Annotated in this window: 13 protein-coding genes; 5 read left to right on the top strand and 8 right to left on the bottom strand. The window is 41.8% G+C overall.

What is annotated here, in order from left to right:
• Window positions 1–796: 796 nt before the first annotated feature.
• The 4 genes from A0128_RS14800 to A0128_RS14780 form a co-directional block, all read right to left on the bottom strand.
• Window positions 797–1,903 (bottom strand): slipin family protein, encoded by a 1,107-nt coding sequence (locus tag A0128_RS14800; protein ID WP_069608224.1) that lies wholly within the window; start codon window positions 1,901–1,903, stop codon window positions 797–799.
• A 579-nt stretch (window positions 1,904–2,482) separates the two neighbouring features.
• Window positions 2,483–3,667 carry an Lcl C-terminal domain-containing protein gene (locus A0128_RS14790; RefSeq protein ID WP_069609320.1) on the bottom strand — a complete coding sequence of 395 codons (1,185 nt, stop codon included), beginning with the start codon at window positions 3,665–3,667 and terminating at the stop codon, window positions 2,483–2,485.
• Window positions 3,668–3,956: 289 nt separating this feature from the next.
• Window positions 3,957–4,601 carry a hypothetical protein gene (locus A0128_RS14785; protein ID WP_069608222.1) on the bottom strand — a complete coding sequence of 215 codons (645 nt, stop codon included), beginning with the start codon at window positions 4,599–4,601 and terminating at the stop codon, window positions 3,957–3,959.
• Window positions 4,570–5,199 carry a J domain-containing protein gene (locus tag A0128_RS14780; RefSeq protein ID WP_069608221.1) on the bottom strand — a complete coding sequence of 210 codons (630 nt, stop codon included), beginning with the start codon at window positions 5,197–5,199 and terminating at the stop codon, window positions 4,570–4,572. The genes A0128_RS14785 and A0128_RS14780 overlap by 32 nt, the downstream gene beginning before the upstream one ends.
• A 107-nt stretch (window positions 5,200–5,306) precedes the next feature.
• On the opposite strand from A0128_RS14780, the gene miaB reads away from it, so the two are divergent.
• The 3 genes from miaB to A0128_RS14765 are packed head-to-tail and all read left to right on the top strand — an operon-like array spanning window position 5,307 to window position 9,348.
• Window positions 5,307–6,656: a tRNA (N6-isopentenyl adenosine(37)-C2)-methylthiotransferase MiaB gene (gene miaB, locus A0128_RS14775; RefSeq protein WP_069608220.1), complete on the top strand. Its 1,350-nt coding sequence runs from the start codon at window positions 5,307–5,309 to the stop codon at window positions 6,654–6,656.
• Window positions 6,653–8,479: an LptF/LptG family permease gene (locus A0128_RS14770; RefSeq protein WP_069608219.1), complete on the top strand. Its 1,827-nt coding sequence runs from the start codon at window positions 6,653–6,655 to the stop codon at window positions 8,477–8,479. The genes miaB and A0128_RS14770 overlap by 4 nt, the downstream gene beginning before the upstream one ends.
• 38 nt (window positions 8,480–8,517) lie before the next feature.
• Complete coding sequence (locus tag A0128_RS14765) at window positions 8,518–9,348, top strand: hypothetical protein (RefSeq protein WP_069609319.1); 831 nt, start codon at window positions 8,518–8,520, stop codon at window positions 9,346–9,348.
• Window positions 9,349–9,354: 6 nt separating this feature from the next.
• Here A0128_RS14765 and A0128_RS14760 read toward each other — a convergent pair whose 3' ends face one another.
• Entirely contained in the window at window positions 9,355–10,158 is an 804-nt protein-coding gene (locus tag A0128_RS14760; RefSeq protein WP_069608218.1) for an FcpA-related putative periplasmic flagellar protein, read from the bottom strand.
• A gap of 148 nt (window positions 10,159–10,306) precedes the next feature.
• Between A0128_RS14760 and A0128_RS14755 the strand changes: the two genes are divergently transcribed.
• Window positions 10,307–10,756, top strand: coding sequence for a methylglyoxal synthase (locus A0128_RS14755; RefSeq protein ID WP_069608217.1), 450 nt, complete (start codon window positions 10,307–10,309; stop codon window positions 10,754–10,756).
• Here A0128_RS14755 and A0128_RS14750 read toward each other — a convergent pair.
• Window positions 10,740–11,288: an SRPBCC family protein gene (locus tag A0128_RS14750; RefSeq protein WP_156781855.1), complete on the bottom strand. Its 549-nt coding sequence runs from the start codon at window positions 11,286–11,288 to the stop codon at window positions 10,740–10,742. The two genes, A0128_RS14755 and A0128_RS14750, sit on opposite strands and share 17 nt — an antisense overlap.
• Between A0128_RS14750 and A0128_RS14745 the strand changes: the two genes are divergently transcribed.
• Window positions 11,278–11,880: a hypothetical protein gene (locus A0128_RS14745; RefSeq protein WP_069608215.1), complete on the top strand. Its 603-nt coding sequence runs from the start codon at window positions 11,278–11,280 to the stop codon at window positions 11,878–11,880. The genes A0128_RS14750 and A0128_RS14745 overlap by 11 nt on opposite strands.
• On the opposite strand, the gene A0128_RS14740 is transcribed toward A0128_RS14745, so the two are convergent.
• Complete coding sequence (locus A0128_RS14740; protein ID WP_069608214.1) at window positions 11,877–13,886, bottom strand: tetratricopeptide repeat protein; 2,010 nt, start codon at window positions 13,884–13,886, stop codon at window positions 11,877–11,879. The two genes, A0128_RS14745 and A0128_RS14740, sit on opposite strands and share 4 nt — an antisense overlap.
• The gene (locus A0128_RS14735; RefSeq protein ID WP_069608213.1) at window positions 13,883–15,913 is read right to left on the bottom strand and encodes an NHL repeat-containing protein; all 2,031 of its coding nucleotides are present in this window, start codon (window positions 15,911–15,913) and stop codon (window positions 13,883–13,885) included. The genes A0128_RS14740 and A0128_RS14735 overlap by 4 nt, the downstream gene beginning before the upstream one ends.

The following is a 15,913-nucleotide window of genomic DNA, read 5'->3' as shown; positions in this document are numbered from 1 at the left end:
ACTTTAAAATAAATTTTATTAAGCATGATTCTGTTTTATTAAACGAAGTCGTATTAATCATTGTGCAATTAACGATAAATGAAATGAAATGCGGCATCCTTGAGTTATGGTCTTTTGAGTTGAGTAACGTTTTAGAATCGTTATAAATTTAGTAATGGGTTGATTCTTAAAGTTGAAAATTGCATCTTTGTTGTGATTTCGGGCAAGATTCAATGGAGTTGTACTTGGTGAATTATAAATTATTGGTTTATCGAAATTGAGTAATGATTTGCGATTGAATGATTTATACATCAGTAGGAATTTCTTGAAGGAATTGCTCTGCTTGTAAATGTTTGGTATGCAAAGCGCTTAAGGAAGCGTAAGAATCAAAGATATCAGAAGAGTTTTGGATATATTATAGAATTATTATGTTTTCTTGGATCTATTTTAGAAGACGGTTCCTTGTTGAATTCTGATTATAAAATCAGGGAAGGTTTACTAAAGGAATATTCTATATTTTGAATGTTATAGGTTTTGAGAAGGTCTTAGCATTTTACAAATGTTAGTAAAAATAGACATTTTATCTTGCGACTGAGAGCGATTCTTTCGACGTTTTTCTCTCGGAAGTTATGTCTCATTATTATTGAGACGGGCCCTGGAGCTTATATAATGATTCTTAAAATTCTTTCCGTTGAATGTGCGGACGGCGAATCAAAAAAGAAGTAGGGAAATTTATCTCCAAAAAACATAGATTTTAATTCTGAGATTTTTTGAAATTAAACAAATTCTTCCAAATCTCAGAATCTTTTCACGGAACTTATCTTTTAGTATCTTCTTTCGCAGGAAGAAGAAGGCCTTTGAGTTGATCGATGAGCTGAATTCCACCGGTCAAAGTAATCTGACTGATCTTCTCGCTGATTCTTTCCACATATTCCAACTCTTTGAGCTTGTATAAGGTTGCATTTTCTTCCATCAACTTTGCGGTGTTTAGCAAACTTCTTGTGGATGCGGTTTCTTCTCTTCGCATGATAACGTTTGCCTGGGCCTTCTTTTCTGCGATCAAGACCTGATTGAGAATGTCCTTGATCTCTCCGGGGAGTATTACGTCCTTGACTCCTCCAAAAAGAATTTCCAAACCCATGGAAGGCATGGATGTTTTGATCTTTTCCGTAACGTAGGAGCCAATTTCTTCTTTTTTAGAAAGAATTTCGTCTAACGTCAATGAGCCGATGTATTCTCTCAAAACCAGTTGAAGATGAATGTAGAGTTGGGATTCATAGTCTTTTATTTCTACGAGGCATTGGATCGGGTCCTTGATCTTATACTGACAAACAAAATTAAGTCTAAGAGGGATTTTGTCTTTCGAAAGGATCTCTTGTCCGGTGATCTCCGTTTGTAATTGTCTTAGATCCGCTTTGAGAACCGAAATCGATTTTGTTCCTTTCCAGAAAAAATAATTTCCGGGTTCTAAGGTTTTTACAAAAGAATTTTCAATAAACAAAAGGCCCTTTTGAAAAGATTCTACAGCGTAAGAACAGGTGAGATCCTTTACTTCGGGTTTCATCAAGATGGATCGATCGATTTCATCTTCGATATAAGGATTGTCCAGATTGATCTTGATAAAGGATCTGGTTTTGATTCCTTTCCAAAATGAGTGGATCCCCGTTCTTAAAACCGATTGAAATTTTTCTTCTTCAAAATGAAACGCGATTTCGTTGTCTTTGAGGTCGATGACTTCTAATTCTTTCATAAGAATTGGATCATTCCGTAAGAAAGTAAAATCGATTCTTGAAAAAAGCGGATTTAGGACCGAATGAATTTCTACGTCTTTTCCTAAAATGAAAAAGTAATCCCCGGGAATCAGGAGTTTTACGTATTCTCCGTCTTTTAATAAAAGACCTCTTTGATCCTTTTTAATTTTCATACAAACCTCGATTCAAAATAGACTGATTACGACTAACGTTCTTTTATTCTCAACCGCTTCTAACAAAGATGAGCTTTGAGAAGATTCACAAAAAGAATAAAAGGAATCCATCCGATGTCTGCGGAAAACAATTTGAGAATCGCTTTATCAAATCGAACGCAGCCTCTTTTCTTTTTCTTTCAAAAAATTTCCGAGACCGTTTCAAAGCAATTTGCGATTCGGTATCCATCGTCCTACAAGGCAAACATCCGATTGCTTCCGAATCAATCCGAAAGCCGGACGCCTTTTATTCTTTTTTTGTTTCGGTCTTTTTGCGAAGAGACCAACTTCTCGCGTGACAGGCGCCTGCTCTATCCATCTGAGCTACTTACCGAAGTAAGGAAGGAGTCGAACCTTCGACCAGGTGATGGTGGCTCTGATTCCAATCTCCCGTACGTTAAACCGACTGCACAGGGCACAGAGGAACCGGCGGGCCTTTGGAAACCCTGAAAGATTGATTGAATCAAAGCCGAATGCAGATTCTTTTAGAGATGAGAAAAAGAAAACGATTTTTCTATTTTGATTTTAACTAAAGAATTCTTATGGTCCCGTTGTGACACAACGGAAGTTTCCAGGATTTGTCTTATCCATGCTGAGCATCTGCCCGTTAGAAAAACTGATAAACAATGCGAGGTTCGTATTCTGCGATTCTGTCGTAGATGTCCATAACGTGCTGAGAGGGTTGTTTGGAAAGAAGACCGCAGAAGCAACCGGAGTCCCGCCCCCGGTCTCGTCTACGATACTTAAGAGTTCGTTCATATTGGGAAGTCTCCAACCGGTTCTTCCTCCTAGATTTAACGTATTGCACGTGTTAAGCGCCGTCTGCCAGTTCACGTTAGATGCGATCCCGGTCAGACAATTTGCGCCCGAACGTCCCGCAACACATTTGCTCCAAAGAAGATTTGTGTTTTGATCGCTGATCGTCCCGTCTCCGTTGTCTACAAACGAAAAGGCGGGAGTTATATTACCGGACACACAACGAAGGAGAGCATTTGCCGTTCTTACAAAAGGTTGTCTCGGAAAACCGGGACTTAAAAAATCGATAACCCAGATCATAAGATTGTTCGTATTAAAATCGGTATTGCTCATATACAAATTGGTCGTATCCGGATTCGGAAATGGAATCGTTTCCATATAAACGGGGATCGGTGAGTTTGCGTAGTAAAGAAGAGACAAGAGTTCTTTTGCCGTCGGAATTCTCCAGTTCGTGATCCCTGCGTATCCTAGTCCTGCGTTTTGAAAATTGAGATCGATACAACTTCCCGCTCCTCCAGCATTTGCCGTGTTCCAGTCTATGGAATTCGAAACGCCTCCGAGACAGTTTGCGCCGCTTCTTCCTTGATTACAAGACTGCCAAATCAAACCGTGAACGTTATCGATTGTCGTATAATCATTGTTAAAGATCGGATGTTGGGTAGGCCCTGTGAACGACCTGGGTCTTGGGATGTTTGTATAATCTCCGTCTTGTCCCGTGCCTCCGCATCCGATAAGAATTCCCGTCGTATCCCAACACTGAGTTTGTCCCGTGTCCGCAATGGAACTGATATTGGGAATGATAACCGGCGGGGCCGTCGGAGTTGTAGGCGGAGGAGTAGTCTCTTCCCCAATTTTCTGGAAGTCCAACAAGGATTTAAATAGCGGGAGCGGCTGATCCGGTTTTTTCGGCGGATGTGCGATACAAAAGGAAAATAAGAATAAAAAAATTAGAATCGAAATCCGAGACATAGAAAGCTCCAAAAGAAAACTTTTTAAGACCAAAAAGAATTCTTATAAAATGTATCGTTTGAACCGTTCTCTGCTTTTTAAAACGAAGTGAAAAACGGTCTTTGAAGATAAGCGTTCCTAACGCGGAACGGTTTTTTTGTTAAGTGCTATTTTGCGGAAAGTTTGATCGGGTTATAAATCCATTCTCCGGAAACTCCCTCTGCGAAATAAAAAATTGATCGATTTGTAATTGAATCAATTCAATTGCCAATTTTTGAAAGTTCTATGAGCGGGCGGAAAATGTTTCGGATCAGACGTATTCTTGCAGATAATCTTTTCCTCTGAGGTGGCTCGGGAAAAAAATCGGAAATTCTTTTCCGGTCTTGGCCCTGGATCTTCGATAGGATTTTGAGGAATTCCAAAAGGTTTCGTATTCGCTATCCAAACGGAAGAGGAGTTTTTCCCAGAAGATAAAATGACTATCTACGAATTCTTGTCGGATATCTTTTGCTCTGAGGGTGAGCGGACATTTCCCGGTAAATTCTTTCATAAAAACGAGGCCAACCATAACTCCTCTCGTATCCAAATAGGGTTCGAGTGGAAAGGTCCTACAACTGATCGAACGATTGTCTCTTTCGCAAAACTGAATTCCTTTGCATTCACAAAAGAGAGTTTCTTTGGAATCGTATTCCGCGAGCATCTTCTTGTCTTCGGCGGTCTCCGGTTTCCAGACCTTCCAGAGATCGGTTCTTTTTTTTAACATGGAGAATTCGGAGCGATATAAGGTCGGAACTGCGTTATCTGCGATACAACAGAAAGGAATCCCGTCGTTATCGGGTTTACACAATTCTCCACAATCAAAGGTCGTAAGTTCTTCTTGGAGGAGGGAATAGTAGTAGGAGATTTCGTCTTCTGCGAGATGTTTAGGATCGTTTTTCTTTGCTGTTGTCTTCAAGTGATTGGCTTCCCCGTTTTTTCTCAGATCCGTTTTTTTTCGGAGTTACGACCTTTCGAAAGATCGCATATCCCGAAAAAAGAAATACGGCGGAACAAAGAATGCCCCACTTTCTGTAGAACAACTCGGCGCCGGGTGAGAGAAAACCATTTTTCTGCGCGAGAGCCATGGAAAGTGCGAAAATCGTAAGAAGAGAAAAAGCGCTCAAAAAGAATAAGACTGTGATTCTTAAGTTTCGAAGTGTGTTTTCCAGATCCTTCTTGAATTCTAAAAAGCGAGAGTAGAATTCTCTGGTTTCCTCTCCTTCGGAAAGCTTTTGCACTTTATAAAAGGACTCGAATTCTTCCGGAACCTTGTTCGTATCTAAAAGTAGGAACTCATAATCCAAGGTCTTATCGTATTCTTCTCTTGTCTTGGGAGAACTGAGGACAATGTAGGCGCGGGTTCCTTCTTCCCGATCCAATTCCAAAGATGGGTTCCAGGGATCGGCTTCCAAGGTTTCTAAAAATTCTCTATAAGCAGATTCGATTCTTCCGAGGTCGGAACTCCGGGAAAGATTTAAAATCTGGTAGTAGTCGAGTTTTGTATTCACAGCCATGATCGATTTCTGCTTGGAAGAACCGGTTTTTTAGACGATACAAAACGCGCTTCCCTATCTATGGAAAACCCCTTTACAGCCGGTCCGGCAAGCAGAAATTCAGTCCTATGAGCGTTCTGGAAGTAGAAAAAATGGCAGGAAAGGTCTATATCGAGACCTACGGCTGTCAGATGAATGAATACGATTCCGGGATCGTGGCCAGTCTCATGAAGGACGCAGAATATTCTTCCTCCTTGGATCCGGAAGACTCCGACATTATCTTTTTAAATACCTGCGCGATCCGGGAAAACGCCCACGCAAAGATTTACAACCGCCTTCAGTCCCTTGGGTATCTCAAAAAGAGAAATCCAAAACTCGTCATCGGCGTTCTCGGTTGTATGGCTCAAAATCTGGGAGACGATCTTTTTCACCAGGAACTTCCTCTGGATCTGGTCGTAGGACCGGACAATTACAGAAGCCTTCCCGAACTCATCCAAAGAATTCGCTCGGGAGAAAATTCTCTCGCGCTCACACGTCTTTCTAAGATCGAAACCTACGACGAAATCGAACCTCGGGTAGTAAACGGAATCCAAGCCTTCGTTACGATCATGAGAGGGTGCAATAATTTCTGTACTTTCTGTGTGGTTCCTTATACAAGAGGAAGAGAAAGAAGCCGTGATCCGAAGAGCATCGTCCGCGAAGTTCAGGATCTCGCCGATCAGGGAATTCGTCAGGTGACTCTTCTCGGTCAAAACGTAAATTCTTACAAAGAAGAAGGACAGGACTTTGCCGGTCTGATTCGTATGCTCTTGGATGAAACTACGATTGAAAGAATCCGTTTTACTTCCCCGCACCCGAAAGACTTTCCTGTTCATCTTTTGGAACTGATGGCGGAGAATCCACGTTTTTGTCCGAACATTCATCTTCCTCTTCAAGCCGGTAACACGAGAGTTTTGGAAGAGATGAAACGTTCTTATTCCAAAGAAGAATTCTTAGAAGTTGTCGAGCAGATCCGAAGTATCGTTCCCGACGTGGGACTTACCACCGACATCATCGTGGGTTTTCCCAACGAGACCGAAGAAGAATTCGAGGACACTCTTGCGGTGGTTCGTGAAGTGAAGTTTGATATGGCCTTTATGTTCAAGTATTCCGAAAGAGAAGGAACGATGGCCCAGAGAAAACTTCCGGACAACGTTCCCGAAGAAGTGAAGTCGGCGAGACTCACCAAACTCGTGGATCTTCAGACTTCTATCTCTCACGAACAAAATCGTTCTCGGATCGGAAACGTATATTCCGTTTTGATTGAGAACACTTCCCGTAAATCGGAAAGCCAACTCTGCGGAAGAACTCCTTGTGGAAGAATGACCGTGTTTCCTCTTCCGGAAGGAAAGAACGCTTCTGAAATGATCGGAACTTCCGTAAACGTTCAAATTGAAAGTGCTACGAGCGCGACTCTGAAAGGAAGGATCCTTGCTTGAAGGACCCGGACAATCGGAAAAAAGCCTCCGGCAAAAAGTCGGTTGCGCGCTCGTCGGCAAATAAAACAAAATCTTCCGAACCCGATCTTAAAACAAAGAAGGTAGTTCCTTCCAAGAAGAATTCGGATTCTTCTCTTTCCAAAAAAATCGCAAAACAAAAGGACTCGATCCTCGGATCTTCCAACGATTCTTCCCCGAAAAAAAACGCGGCGAGCGGCGGAGCCGATCTTAGAACCGTTCGTCTGGGTAGTGTAGAAGATCTTCCCGCCGATTTCAAAGTTCATACTGACAAAAGAAAATTCTACATGGTGATTCCGATTTTGGATCGGTACATTCTTAAGGAGATTCTTTCTCCGTTTCTGGTCGCTCTCGCATTTTTTACGATGGTCTATATGGTCCTCGCTCTTCAAAAGATGATCGGTCTTTTCGTGGGGAAGGGGGTGGATCCTCTTCGTCTTCTCGATTACTTCGGTTATCTTCTTGCAAATACTTTGCCGATGACGATTCCGATGGCGTGTCTTATGAGCGGGATCATGGCCGCGGGAAGACTTTCCGGAGATTCCGAAATCACTGCGATCCGTTCCGCAGGTGTGAGCTTTCCGAGAATCTATATTAACTTTCTTGCATTCGGTTTTGCGATGGCCCTGATCGTAGGTTATCTCAACTTCTATCTTTCTCCGGAGAATACGAGAAAGATGAATGAGTTTAACAAATGGGTTCTCGCCTACAATCCACTGCTCGCGATTACGCCGGGTCAGTTCAGCGGGGATAAAACTCAGGATCTTTTTGAAAAACGCGCGAGAACGATGTACACCGAAGGGATGAATTCCGACACGGGCGAACTCAAGGGAGTTCAGATCCGAGAATGGGAAATTTTTCTCGAAGGAAACGAGTATTTTCACATCGGTGGAAAGATGATTCCTATGGGCGGCTCGAGAATCATCCAGATCATCAACGCGGGAAGAGGAAATCTCGTAGAAAAACTCGGATCCGATGGGGAATACGAGAAATCCATTCGTCTCAAAGACGGTTGGATCTTAGAATGGAGCGACGACCGTAAAAGTTTTTCCATCACCGATTTTCGAAACGGAGAGATGGACTACAACATTCCAAAGGGTAAGGAAAAGAAAACTCTCGAATTGAACGTAAAACCCGAAACCTTTTCTATGCCGGTTCTTTTCGAAATCCGGAATAACATGCAATCCGAGGGATTGGAAAAAATTCCAGGACTGGAAGCTCTAAAGGAGATGGGAATCGAGATAAAAGGTTTAATCGGACTAAAGCAAATGGTGGAGAAGATGAAGATTGATCTCGCGATGGGCGCGGCGAACGGAACCCTCTCACCGGACGAGATGACTCAAAGCTACTCGGTTTTAACCCAGCTGATGGCTCTGATGCAACAGGGGAAAAAGGTTCTTACCGATTTTAACGTAGAAATTCACAGAAGAATTGCGATGCCGATCTCTTGTTTGATCTTTTTCTTCATTTCTTTCCCTCTCGGACTCGTAGTCAAACGATCCGGAAAAGGAATGAGTTTTACGCTTGCAGTTGTTTTCCTAATGATCTACTTTACATTTTTCACCTTGGGGAGTACGATTTCCTACAATGACAAGGTTCCGGATTGGATTGGGCCCTGGAGCGCGAACATTTTAATCGCGATATTGAGCATCAATATCATGATCAAAAGAACGGACATGGATCTTCCAAAGCCGATTCAAAAGGTTCTTGATAAAATTTCTGATCAAAAATCAAAATTGACAGAGAGATTAGAAAGATTAAGTATATGGGGAAAGTTAAAAAAGATCACGAAAAGAGGATCCTGACCCCGGAAAATCCGTTGGTTAGTGTTTTAATTAATACAATGAGTCAAAAAAACGCGATTATATGGCATCTTACTTCAGGTAAGGAATTCCCGATTCAAATCTGGAAGCATCCTCGTGTGAACATTGAATTGAGCAAGGTCTCTCTTGATGGACTCGGCGCAATCGACTTGATGAAAGCCGACATTCATATCTTTTTTCTTTCTGTAAACTTTGCAGAGTGGAATCACATTCGAGAATTTATCCGTAAGTTCGAACTTCATCCCTATGTAAGTTTGATCATGGTCTATTCGGAAGAATCGGAAAAAATTCACTCGGTCGTTCCCGAAACCGGAAAAATCGAAGTCCTGGAATATCCGGTTCATCAGAGAAATCTAAGATTGATTTTGGATCGCACCATCCAATCCGAATTCTATAAATTAGCCGCAAACGAAATCGGGAATAGCTGTCTTACAAACATAGGATTTTTTGAAGGAGTTTTCGAACTCGCTCAGAAAGAATACAAGGACGCGGCCAAAGCAAACGAAGCCCTTCAAGCCATCTTAGAATTCGAATCCAAAGTAAAGAAAAACAACGAAGAGATCAACAAGGCCCTCGAAAGAGTCAACGAACTCAAAAACAAGGAACTGCTCGCTCTTCACGAACGTCTGAAAGTTTCCGAAATTTTGGATTCTTTAAAAACTCAAGAATTGAAAGACGCGCTTGATTTCAAAAAGGCGACCGAACAAGCATTAGATTATTCTCATATTGAAGAGATTCAACTCGATAAGATTCTGGAAGCGCAGGACCGACTCTTTGCTTATACTGAAAAAGAGATCAAGGATCTCATCGAAGAGAACCGCAGTTTGAAAAAGAAACTCGGAATTCAGTAAATTCTATCAATCCCGAAAAAGTTCTCGGGAGAATTCTTTAAAATCGGGAGAATCTTTCCCAAACTTATATTCGGCGTAAAGAAGCCCGTGTTTTTTGCGAAGGATATCGTATTTTTCGCGAGCCTGATCGTCTCTGTTTTTCTTTGAAAGTCGATAAGCCCTTTCGTAACAGTTTGCGAGAAAACCCTGAGCCTCGGAATCTTCGTAATACTTGGTTCCGATTTGAATGTAACGTTCGAGTAAATCCATCGCCTGAAAAAAGTTTTTTAAGACGAGTTGATGTTTGATGTATTCTCTATAAATTCCGGCCTGTAATTCTCGAAAGCCGTCGGTGTCTCTGACCTTTTGATTTTGAATTCTTTCCAAAGAGTTCATGGAAGAAACCAAAAGATGAATCGCGTCCGATCTCGCTTTGTTCAGATCTCTCACGATCGCTCTTTCAAAATTTTCCTTCCGATTTTTTCTTTGCCATTCGTATCGATCCGCTTCAAACGTCAGTTGCTCGAAGTCTTTTCGTTTGGATTCTGCGAGATCGTTCGCTTTTCTAAATCGATCCAGGGCGTTGCGGAAATCTTCTTTGGATTTTTCAAAATGGTTTTTGGAATTTTCTTCGCTCGCATCTCCTAAAAGATCGATGTCCTCGAAGAGAAGAGCGTCTTTTCCCCAAGTGGAATCGGGGTTACTTCCATCGGGGATGAGAATTTCTATTTTCTTTTCGGAAGGAGTTTTATCCGAAAAGACAGAAGAGGGAAGAGTTAAAAAAATCCAGACGAGAAGGAAGAGGGCGCGGTAGAATGAAGATGGTTTCATAGAAGTCGTATTCTTTTGGAAGTATAGAACAAAGGTTCAAAATGGAATTGAAATGGAAAAAAAATATCCCAGGTCAATTTAGGATTGGTCGCGAACGGGCGTCATCAAAAAATTAGATTGAAAACAAACATTAAAAGAGTAACGAAGAATGAAAGAAGTTCACGTCCCCGCCACAAAAAGAATCGCCCTCGTAGCTCACGACAACAGAAAAAATGATCTGGTAGAATGGGCCAAAACTCATAGAGAAATACTATCCAGACATCATCTATTCGGGACCGGGACTACGGGGAAATTGATAAACGAAGAAGCTGAACTTCCCGTTTACAGATTTTTATCCGGACCGTTGGGAGGGGATCAGCAGATCGGGGCGAAAATTGCGGAAGGGGATCTGGACATCGTGATCTTTTTCTGGGATCCTTTGACCGCACAGCCTCACGATCCCGACGTTAAGGCATTGCTCAGAATTGCAGTACTTTATAATATACCAATGGCTTGCAATCGTTCCACCGCGGATTATATGATCAGTTCTCCTCAGTTTATCAACTCTTACAAAAAGATCTTAATCGATTACGACACAAGGATCAAAAAGAATTCATAGGACCGCAGGAGAGATTCTCCCAAGAAACCGAAAGTTGTTTTGCGGTGATCTCATGTCGTTTTAGAAATTGTTTTTTCAAAAGGGAAAGAACGATCGAAGACGACAAAAAGTGAATCGGAGCTTCAAAGAAAATTCTATCTTCCAGTTGAGAACGGCCCTGTTCGACGGAGTTAAAAAGATGTTCGTGAAGAAAGAATGAAAACGGACCTTCTTTTTGAATGTCCACAAATCTTTCGTTTTGAGAATATTCGAGATGTTCCGCGATCCAAGTCCAAGAAAAAAATGGGAAGGGGCTTACTTTCAAAATTGCGACAGCACCCGGTTGTATGTTTTTCGGTTTTTGAATCACTCTCACATTGGGATCGGCTGAGACGAGGCTTTCGAACCCTTTAGGGGATTCGTGAAATGCAAAGAGTCTTTCCACACCGCAATCAAAAACGGATTTACAAATAAATTCTGATTCCACAAAGACTTTGACCTGCGAGATGATAGAATTTCGAACGGATCCAAAGTAAAATTCTATGAGTTTCAATTTTTTTAAGAACCGATTCACGACTTCGAAGATTGCCTTGCCCCCGCTTCAATTTTCGGAAATTGCAATCTCAGCGATTCGTAAACATTTGGAGAAAAGGCCGCAGTCGGCGTTTCAGGTTCGGATCGAGAGAAAAAAACATCGAGTCGACGTTCAAGTCGGTTACGATCAAAAGAAAAATTTGAAAACTTTATATTCTTATCCGGTCCTATTGGAGATTTCCAAAGAAGACGAGATTTGTTTAGAAGGTTCCAGATTGGATTGGGATGAGGAGAGTTCCGATTTTAGGATCTATCCGGATGTGGATTTAGAAATCGAATACGGAATGGTTCGAAAGCGTTTTCAGATCCTGGTAAATCGTTTTGTTTTTCAAGACGAAAATAGAAAGGAAATTTATAACGAAGGGAATTTTCCGGATTGGTTTTCCGAAGAATGGAATACATTCGGAATTTCTAAAATAGAAATTCAGGGAAGAATCTGGAACGTAGTTTTGGAAACAAGACCCGATCCGAAACAGATTTTGGAAATCGAAAAGAAAATCGCAGATTGGATCTTAGATTATTTCAGCGGATTTCCGAAAAGAAGAGACTAACGTTTCCAAAGAATCCGATCGCCCTCGGAAATCGTTTTTAATCCGTTGATGCCGTTATCCGGAACCGCTCTTGAAAGAAAATAATCGGTTTCCTCAACGGTAGCTTCCCCAGATTTTCCGGATGTATTGTAAATCTGAACCTTAAACCCTTTTTTCAAACCGTCCAAAGTGCCGGCGTTGATGATGATATCCTCATCCTTGACCTTGACGACGGAAGCCGAAGGAGGAATCAAAGCCAGAATTTTAGACGCGGATCGTGTCGCGGCTTCGGGAAGAAAGTCCCGCCCTTTTGCGAAAATGCGAAACGTAGTTAGGATCTTCTCGTGTTTTGTATCTTTGATCGTCCAGTCTATGTTCAAAGAATGATTTTCGTATTTTAGAGAACCGTAAACTACAAATCTCGGTTTTACTCCATTCTTCGTAGAATCTTTGATTTTAAGAAAAGAAGATTCCGAATAGGGAAGAATTCCCATGTAACTATCGGGCGTGAGATTGAAAGAGGAGGGATTACTTCTTGCGGATTCCAGAACTCCCGAAAGCGAAATCGTAGGATTTAGAGAAAGAATTTTACGAACCGAAGAGGAGACCAAAAGAGAAAGATCCGGATAATCGCCTAAGAAGGATTTGTCGGTGAGATCGAAAACGAGAAGAACCGGCGGAGTTCTGCCGTAATTTTCAAGAAGATTGTCTCCCGTGATTTCGATCATTCCTTCCTTATAACCGATCGATTGTTTCATGGAGTTGAGAAGATTTTCTATCTCATACTGATACTTTTCATTCTCCGGATATTTCTTTCTTAAGAATAAAAGAAGGTTTAGATAACGCGGAAAAAAACCAGTCCTTTTGTATTCGGAAAGAGTTTGAAACTGAACTTCGGGTTGACCCGGAATCAATTCTCTCGCCGAAGCTAGGTGATGCGAGGACATATCGTAGAGAAGCGAATTTTTGGAAGAACGAAAGCGTTGCATTCTATAGTCGCCCAATTTTCTTCGAAAAGAATGATTTTCCGAAAAATGAACGAGAGCGACGGATTCGGCCTTTTGTCTTGAGATGGAATCTAAATCATCTAATCTTAATATTTCAGCTAAGTCGTTTCTGAGAGAATCCTTACTCGCTGCTGAAGAATCTTTGTTTGCTTCTTTTTCTTCCGCGAACGCTTTGAGATAAAGAAAAAGAGGATTTTGCGGATACAGAGAAACGAGTTTGCGGGAAAGGATTACTGCCGATGCATAATCGTTTTGCCAGATACGGATTCTTGTCAGTGCGTCGATCGCTTCTTCAAAATCCGGATAGAGTGAAATGGCCCTTTCCAATTTCTCCGCGGCGGCTTCGAGTTTTTGTTTTCGTTCACCGACTGGACTTTTTTCAGCCCAATCGATTAAGAGAGACGCGAGATGAAAAAAAAGATCCGGGTCGTCCGAAGAATTCGAAAGAACTCCGTTCCAGAGATGATAGGCTTTAGAAAAGTTTCCGGTTTTTCCGTTGACCTTCGCTTCTAAGATTTGAACTTCTTTAGAGTTTTGTAATTTAGATCGAGAAGCTTCGAGCTTTTTTAGAGCGGATTCGAAACTTCCCATTTCTAAAAGGATTTGAATTTGAACCGGAGCGAGGATAGGATCAAAGGGGTCCGTATCCAAAGACGACCTTAGAAGATTGAGTGCGTTTTGATATTCTCTCTTTCTTACGAAAGCCAAGGCTGCACCTTTCAGAGCGCTTTTGTTGTCCGGTTCCAAGGCCAACGCTTTGTTAAAGGCTTCAAAAGATTCGTTATACTTATGAAGATGTTTTGCGGATTCTGCGAGACCTAAAAGCGAACGGATAGACATCGGATTTGCTTTGGCCGCATCGGTAAAAGACTGATACGCAGCCGAGTAATTTCTTTCTTTGAGAAAGGTTTCCCCTTCTTGAATTTTGCGAACCGTATCTTGAGAATTGAGCGTCGACCCTAAAATCAGAAGTAAGGATAGAATCAGGAAACGTCTTTGTCGAAGAAGATAGAGAATCATTTCGTGAAAAATCCTGCTTCGACTTTTCCTGCGGCGTTTCGGAAGTTCGCTTCTAAGATGAGGGGAATGTAGAAATCTTTTTTATCCGCGTCCACTCTACTTTTGAAAGATACGATATAACGTCTGTCTTTGTGAGAGAGAAAGGATTCGTAGAGAGTTTTTTCTTGACCTTCTCCGGGAATGAGAATGAATTTCCCTCCCGTTGAGTTGGCGATGGTTTTGTAAATTTCCACCGCGGGTCCGGTATCGGAGAGAGATAAGAAATAGACCGGAATCGAATGTGCTTTTGAATAACGAATAATCTTTTCCGGAGAGATTTGAGTAAAAGAATCCGGGTTCGAATTCCCTGAAACTAAAACGAGGACGGCTCTCGGCCCTAAACGATCCAGGAGATCGGAGATTCCTCTATAAATTGCTTTTCCCGTTTTGGAAGAGGAGTCATTAGGAGAAGTTCGTAATATTCTAAAAATCTCATGCATCGAATAATTGAAATCGGAAGCTTTGATAAGTTCTGCTCCGGAACGGAGGACTTCTACTCCGTCGTATTGTCTTAGAGAAGTAAGAAGAGGACGAAGAGATTTTTCGAAGACTGAATAACCGGTTTTTACTTCCGGAGTATTTTCGTAGATAAGTGACAGAGAGATTCTATTATTATATTGTTGCATATCGGCGAGCCCGATGAGGGGAGAGAGATTTCCATATTCATAAACTCTAAAGGAGTTTCTTGGAATGGCTTTGATGTCCCGTCCGGATCTGTCTCGAACTCTTAGAAAAACGGAGATGTCAGGGTATTCTCTGTTTAATACTTTTTCAACGACCACGTCGAGGTTAGATGAAAGTTGATTTGCCGGGCTAAAAATTTCGACTCTATGACGATTGAAATCGGCGATGTATTGAGTTCCCGTATAATCGAAGGCCGAGGAGAAGGGTTGATTCAATTTACGGACAACATTTTTAGAATCCCTAAAAGAATCCAAGGCTCTCCAGGTATTATCTAAAGTGTTATAAACGATCAGGCCTGCTTTTTCATCGGCGATATGAAGTTCGTTTTTGCGGATTGTGAGATTGCGGGGGGAAGAAAGTATATTTGGATTGCTGATCTCCCTTAGAAAATTTCCTTCCGTGTCGAAGACTGCAATTCGGGAGTTCCCACGATCCGCGACGAAAATTTCCCCTTTGGCGTTGACTTTGATTCCGGAGGGATTGCGAAGAGTTCCGACTCCGATTTCTTGGAGGAAGGTGCCGTCGCTTTTGAGTTTTTGAACCCGATTGTTTCCGGAGTCTGAAACGAAGAGGTTACCATCCTTTGTGAGGAAAATTCCCGTTGGCCCGTGAAATTCTCCGTTTGCTTTTCCCGTTTTCCCAAAGCGATTTCGGTATTCTCCTCTTGTATTGAACTCGTAGATCTTATCAGATTTGAAATCGGAGACAAAGATCGAAGTTCCTCGGAGGGAAAAGAAGAGGGGGCCTGATAAATTCCGACCTAAAGAACCTTTGAAGTTATCAACGGGATTTCCATTCGGGTCAAATTTTACAATATTGGCTGTATCAAAAGAGAGAACATAGAGGAATCCGTCGTCATCAATTGCGACGTCGGTAGGATTTCGGAATCGGAAACGTCGGAGTTCGTCTCCTAAAAGGGCTGAATAATACTTTACCGCTGAGTCTTGACTCCCGCCGGCAAGATTGATTCGTAGAGCGTCTAATCTGGCTTTTTGAATCTGATTCAGTCCTATATTTCCCTCGATTTGTTCTAACTCCGACATGCTTTCTGGCCAATCGCCGGAGAGATAATATGAATTGGAGAGCAGAAGGCGCGCTAATGTAAAGTCGCCTTTGATTGAGAGTGCCTTGAGAAAACTTTCTCTGGAAGAAGAATATTGAGAATTATTAAAGTAAGAAAAACCCCGCGTAAAGTGCGTGCGTGCTTCCTTTTCTTGTATGGAAAAATTAGGAAGTCCGTCGGAATTTAACGATAAAGACGTTAAGAGGGAAAGAAGGAGAATAAGAAATCTATTAAAACGCAT

The organism is Leptospira tipperaryensis (genome assembly GCF_001729245.1).
GTDB classification, from domain to species: domain Bacteria; phylum Spirochaetota; class Leptospiria; order Leptospirales; family Leptospiraceae; genus Leptospira; species Leptospira tipperaryensis.
This window is presented reverse-complemented; position numbering and strand designations above follow the sequence as displayed.

Excerpts from the sequence above, each read along its gene's own strand:
- miaB (WP_069608220.1), top strand. The coding sequence starts at position 5,307 with ATGAGCGTTCTGGAAGTAGAAAAAATGGCAGGAAAGGTCTATATCGAG.
- A0128_RS14765 (WP_069609319.1), top strand. The coding sequence starts at position 8,518 with ATGAGTCAAAAAAACGCGATTATATGGCATCTTACTTCAGGTAAGGAA.
- A0128_RS14740 (WP_069608214.1), bottom strand. The coding sequence starts at position 13,886 with ATGATTCTCTATCTTCTTCGACAAAGACGTTTCCTGATTCTATCCTTA.
- A0128_RS14755 (WP_069608217.1), top strand. The coding sequence starts at position 10,307 with ATGAAAGAAGTTCACGTCCCCGCCACAAAAAGAATCGCCCTCGTAGCT.
- A0128_RS14760 (WP_069608218.1), bottom strand. The coding sequence starts at position 10,158 with ATGAAACCATCTTCATTCTACCGCGCCCTCTTCCTTCTCGTCTGGATT.
- A0128_RS14800 (WP_069608224.1), bottom strand. The coding sequence starts at position 1,903 with ATGAAAATTAAAAAGGATCAAAGAGGTCTTTTATTAAAAGACGGAGAA.
- A0128_RS14735 (WP_069608213.1), bottom strand. The coding sequence starts at position 15,913 with ATGCGTTTTAATAGATTTCTTATTCTCCTTCTTTCCCTCTTAACGTCT.
- A0128_RS14780 (WP_069608221.1), bottom strand. The coding sequence starts at position 5,199 with ATGGCTGTGAATACAAAACTCGACTACTACCAGATTTTAAATCTTTCC.
- A0128_RS14790 (WP_069609320.1), bottom strand. The coding sequence starts at position 3,667 with ATGTCTCGGATTTCGATTCTAATTTTTTTATTCTTATTTTCCTTTTGT.
- A0128_RS14745 (WP_069608215.1), top strand. The coding sequence starts at position 11,278 with ATGAGTTTCAATTTTTTTAAGAACCGATTCACGACTTCGAAGATTGCC.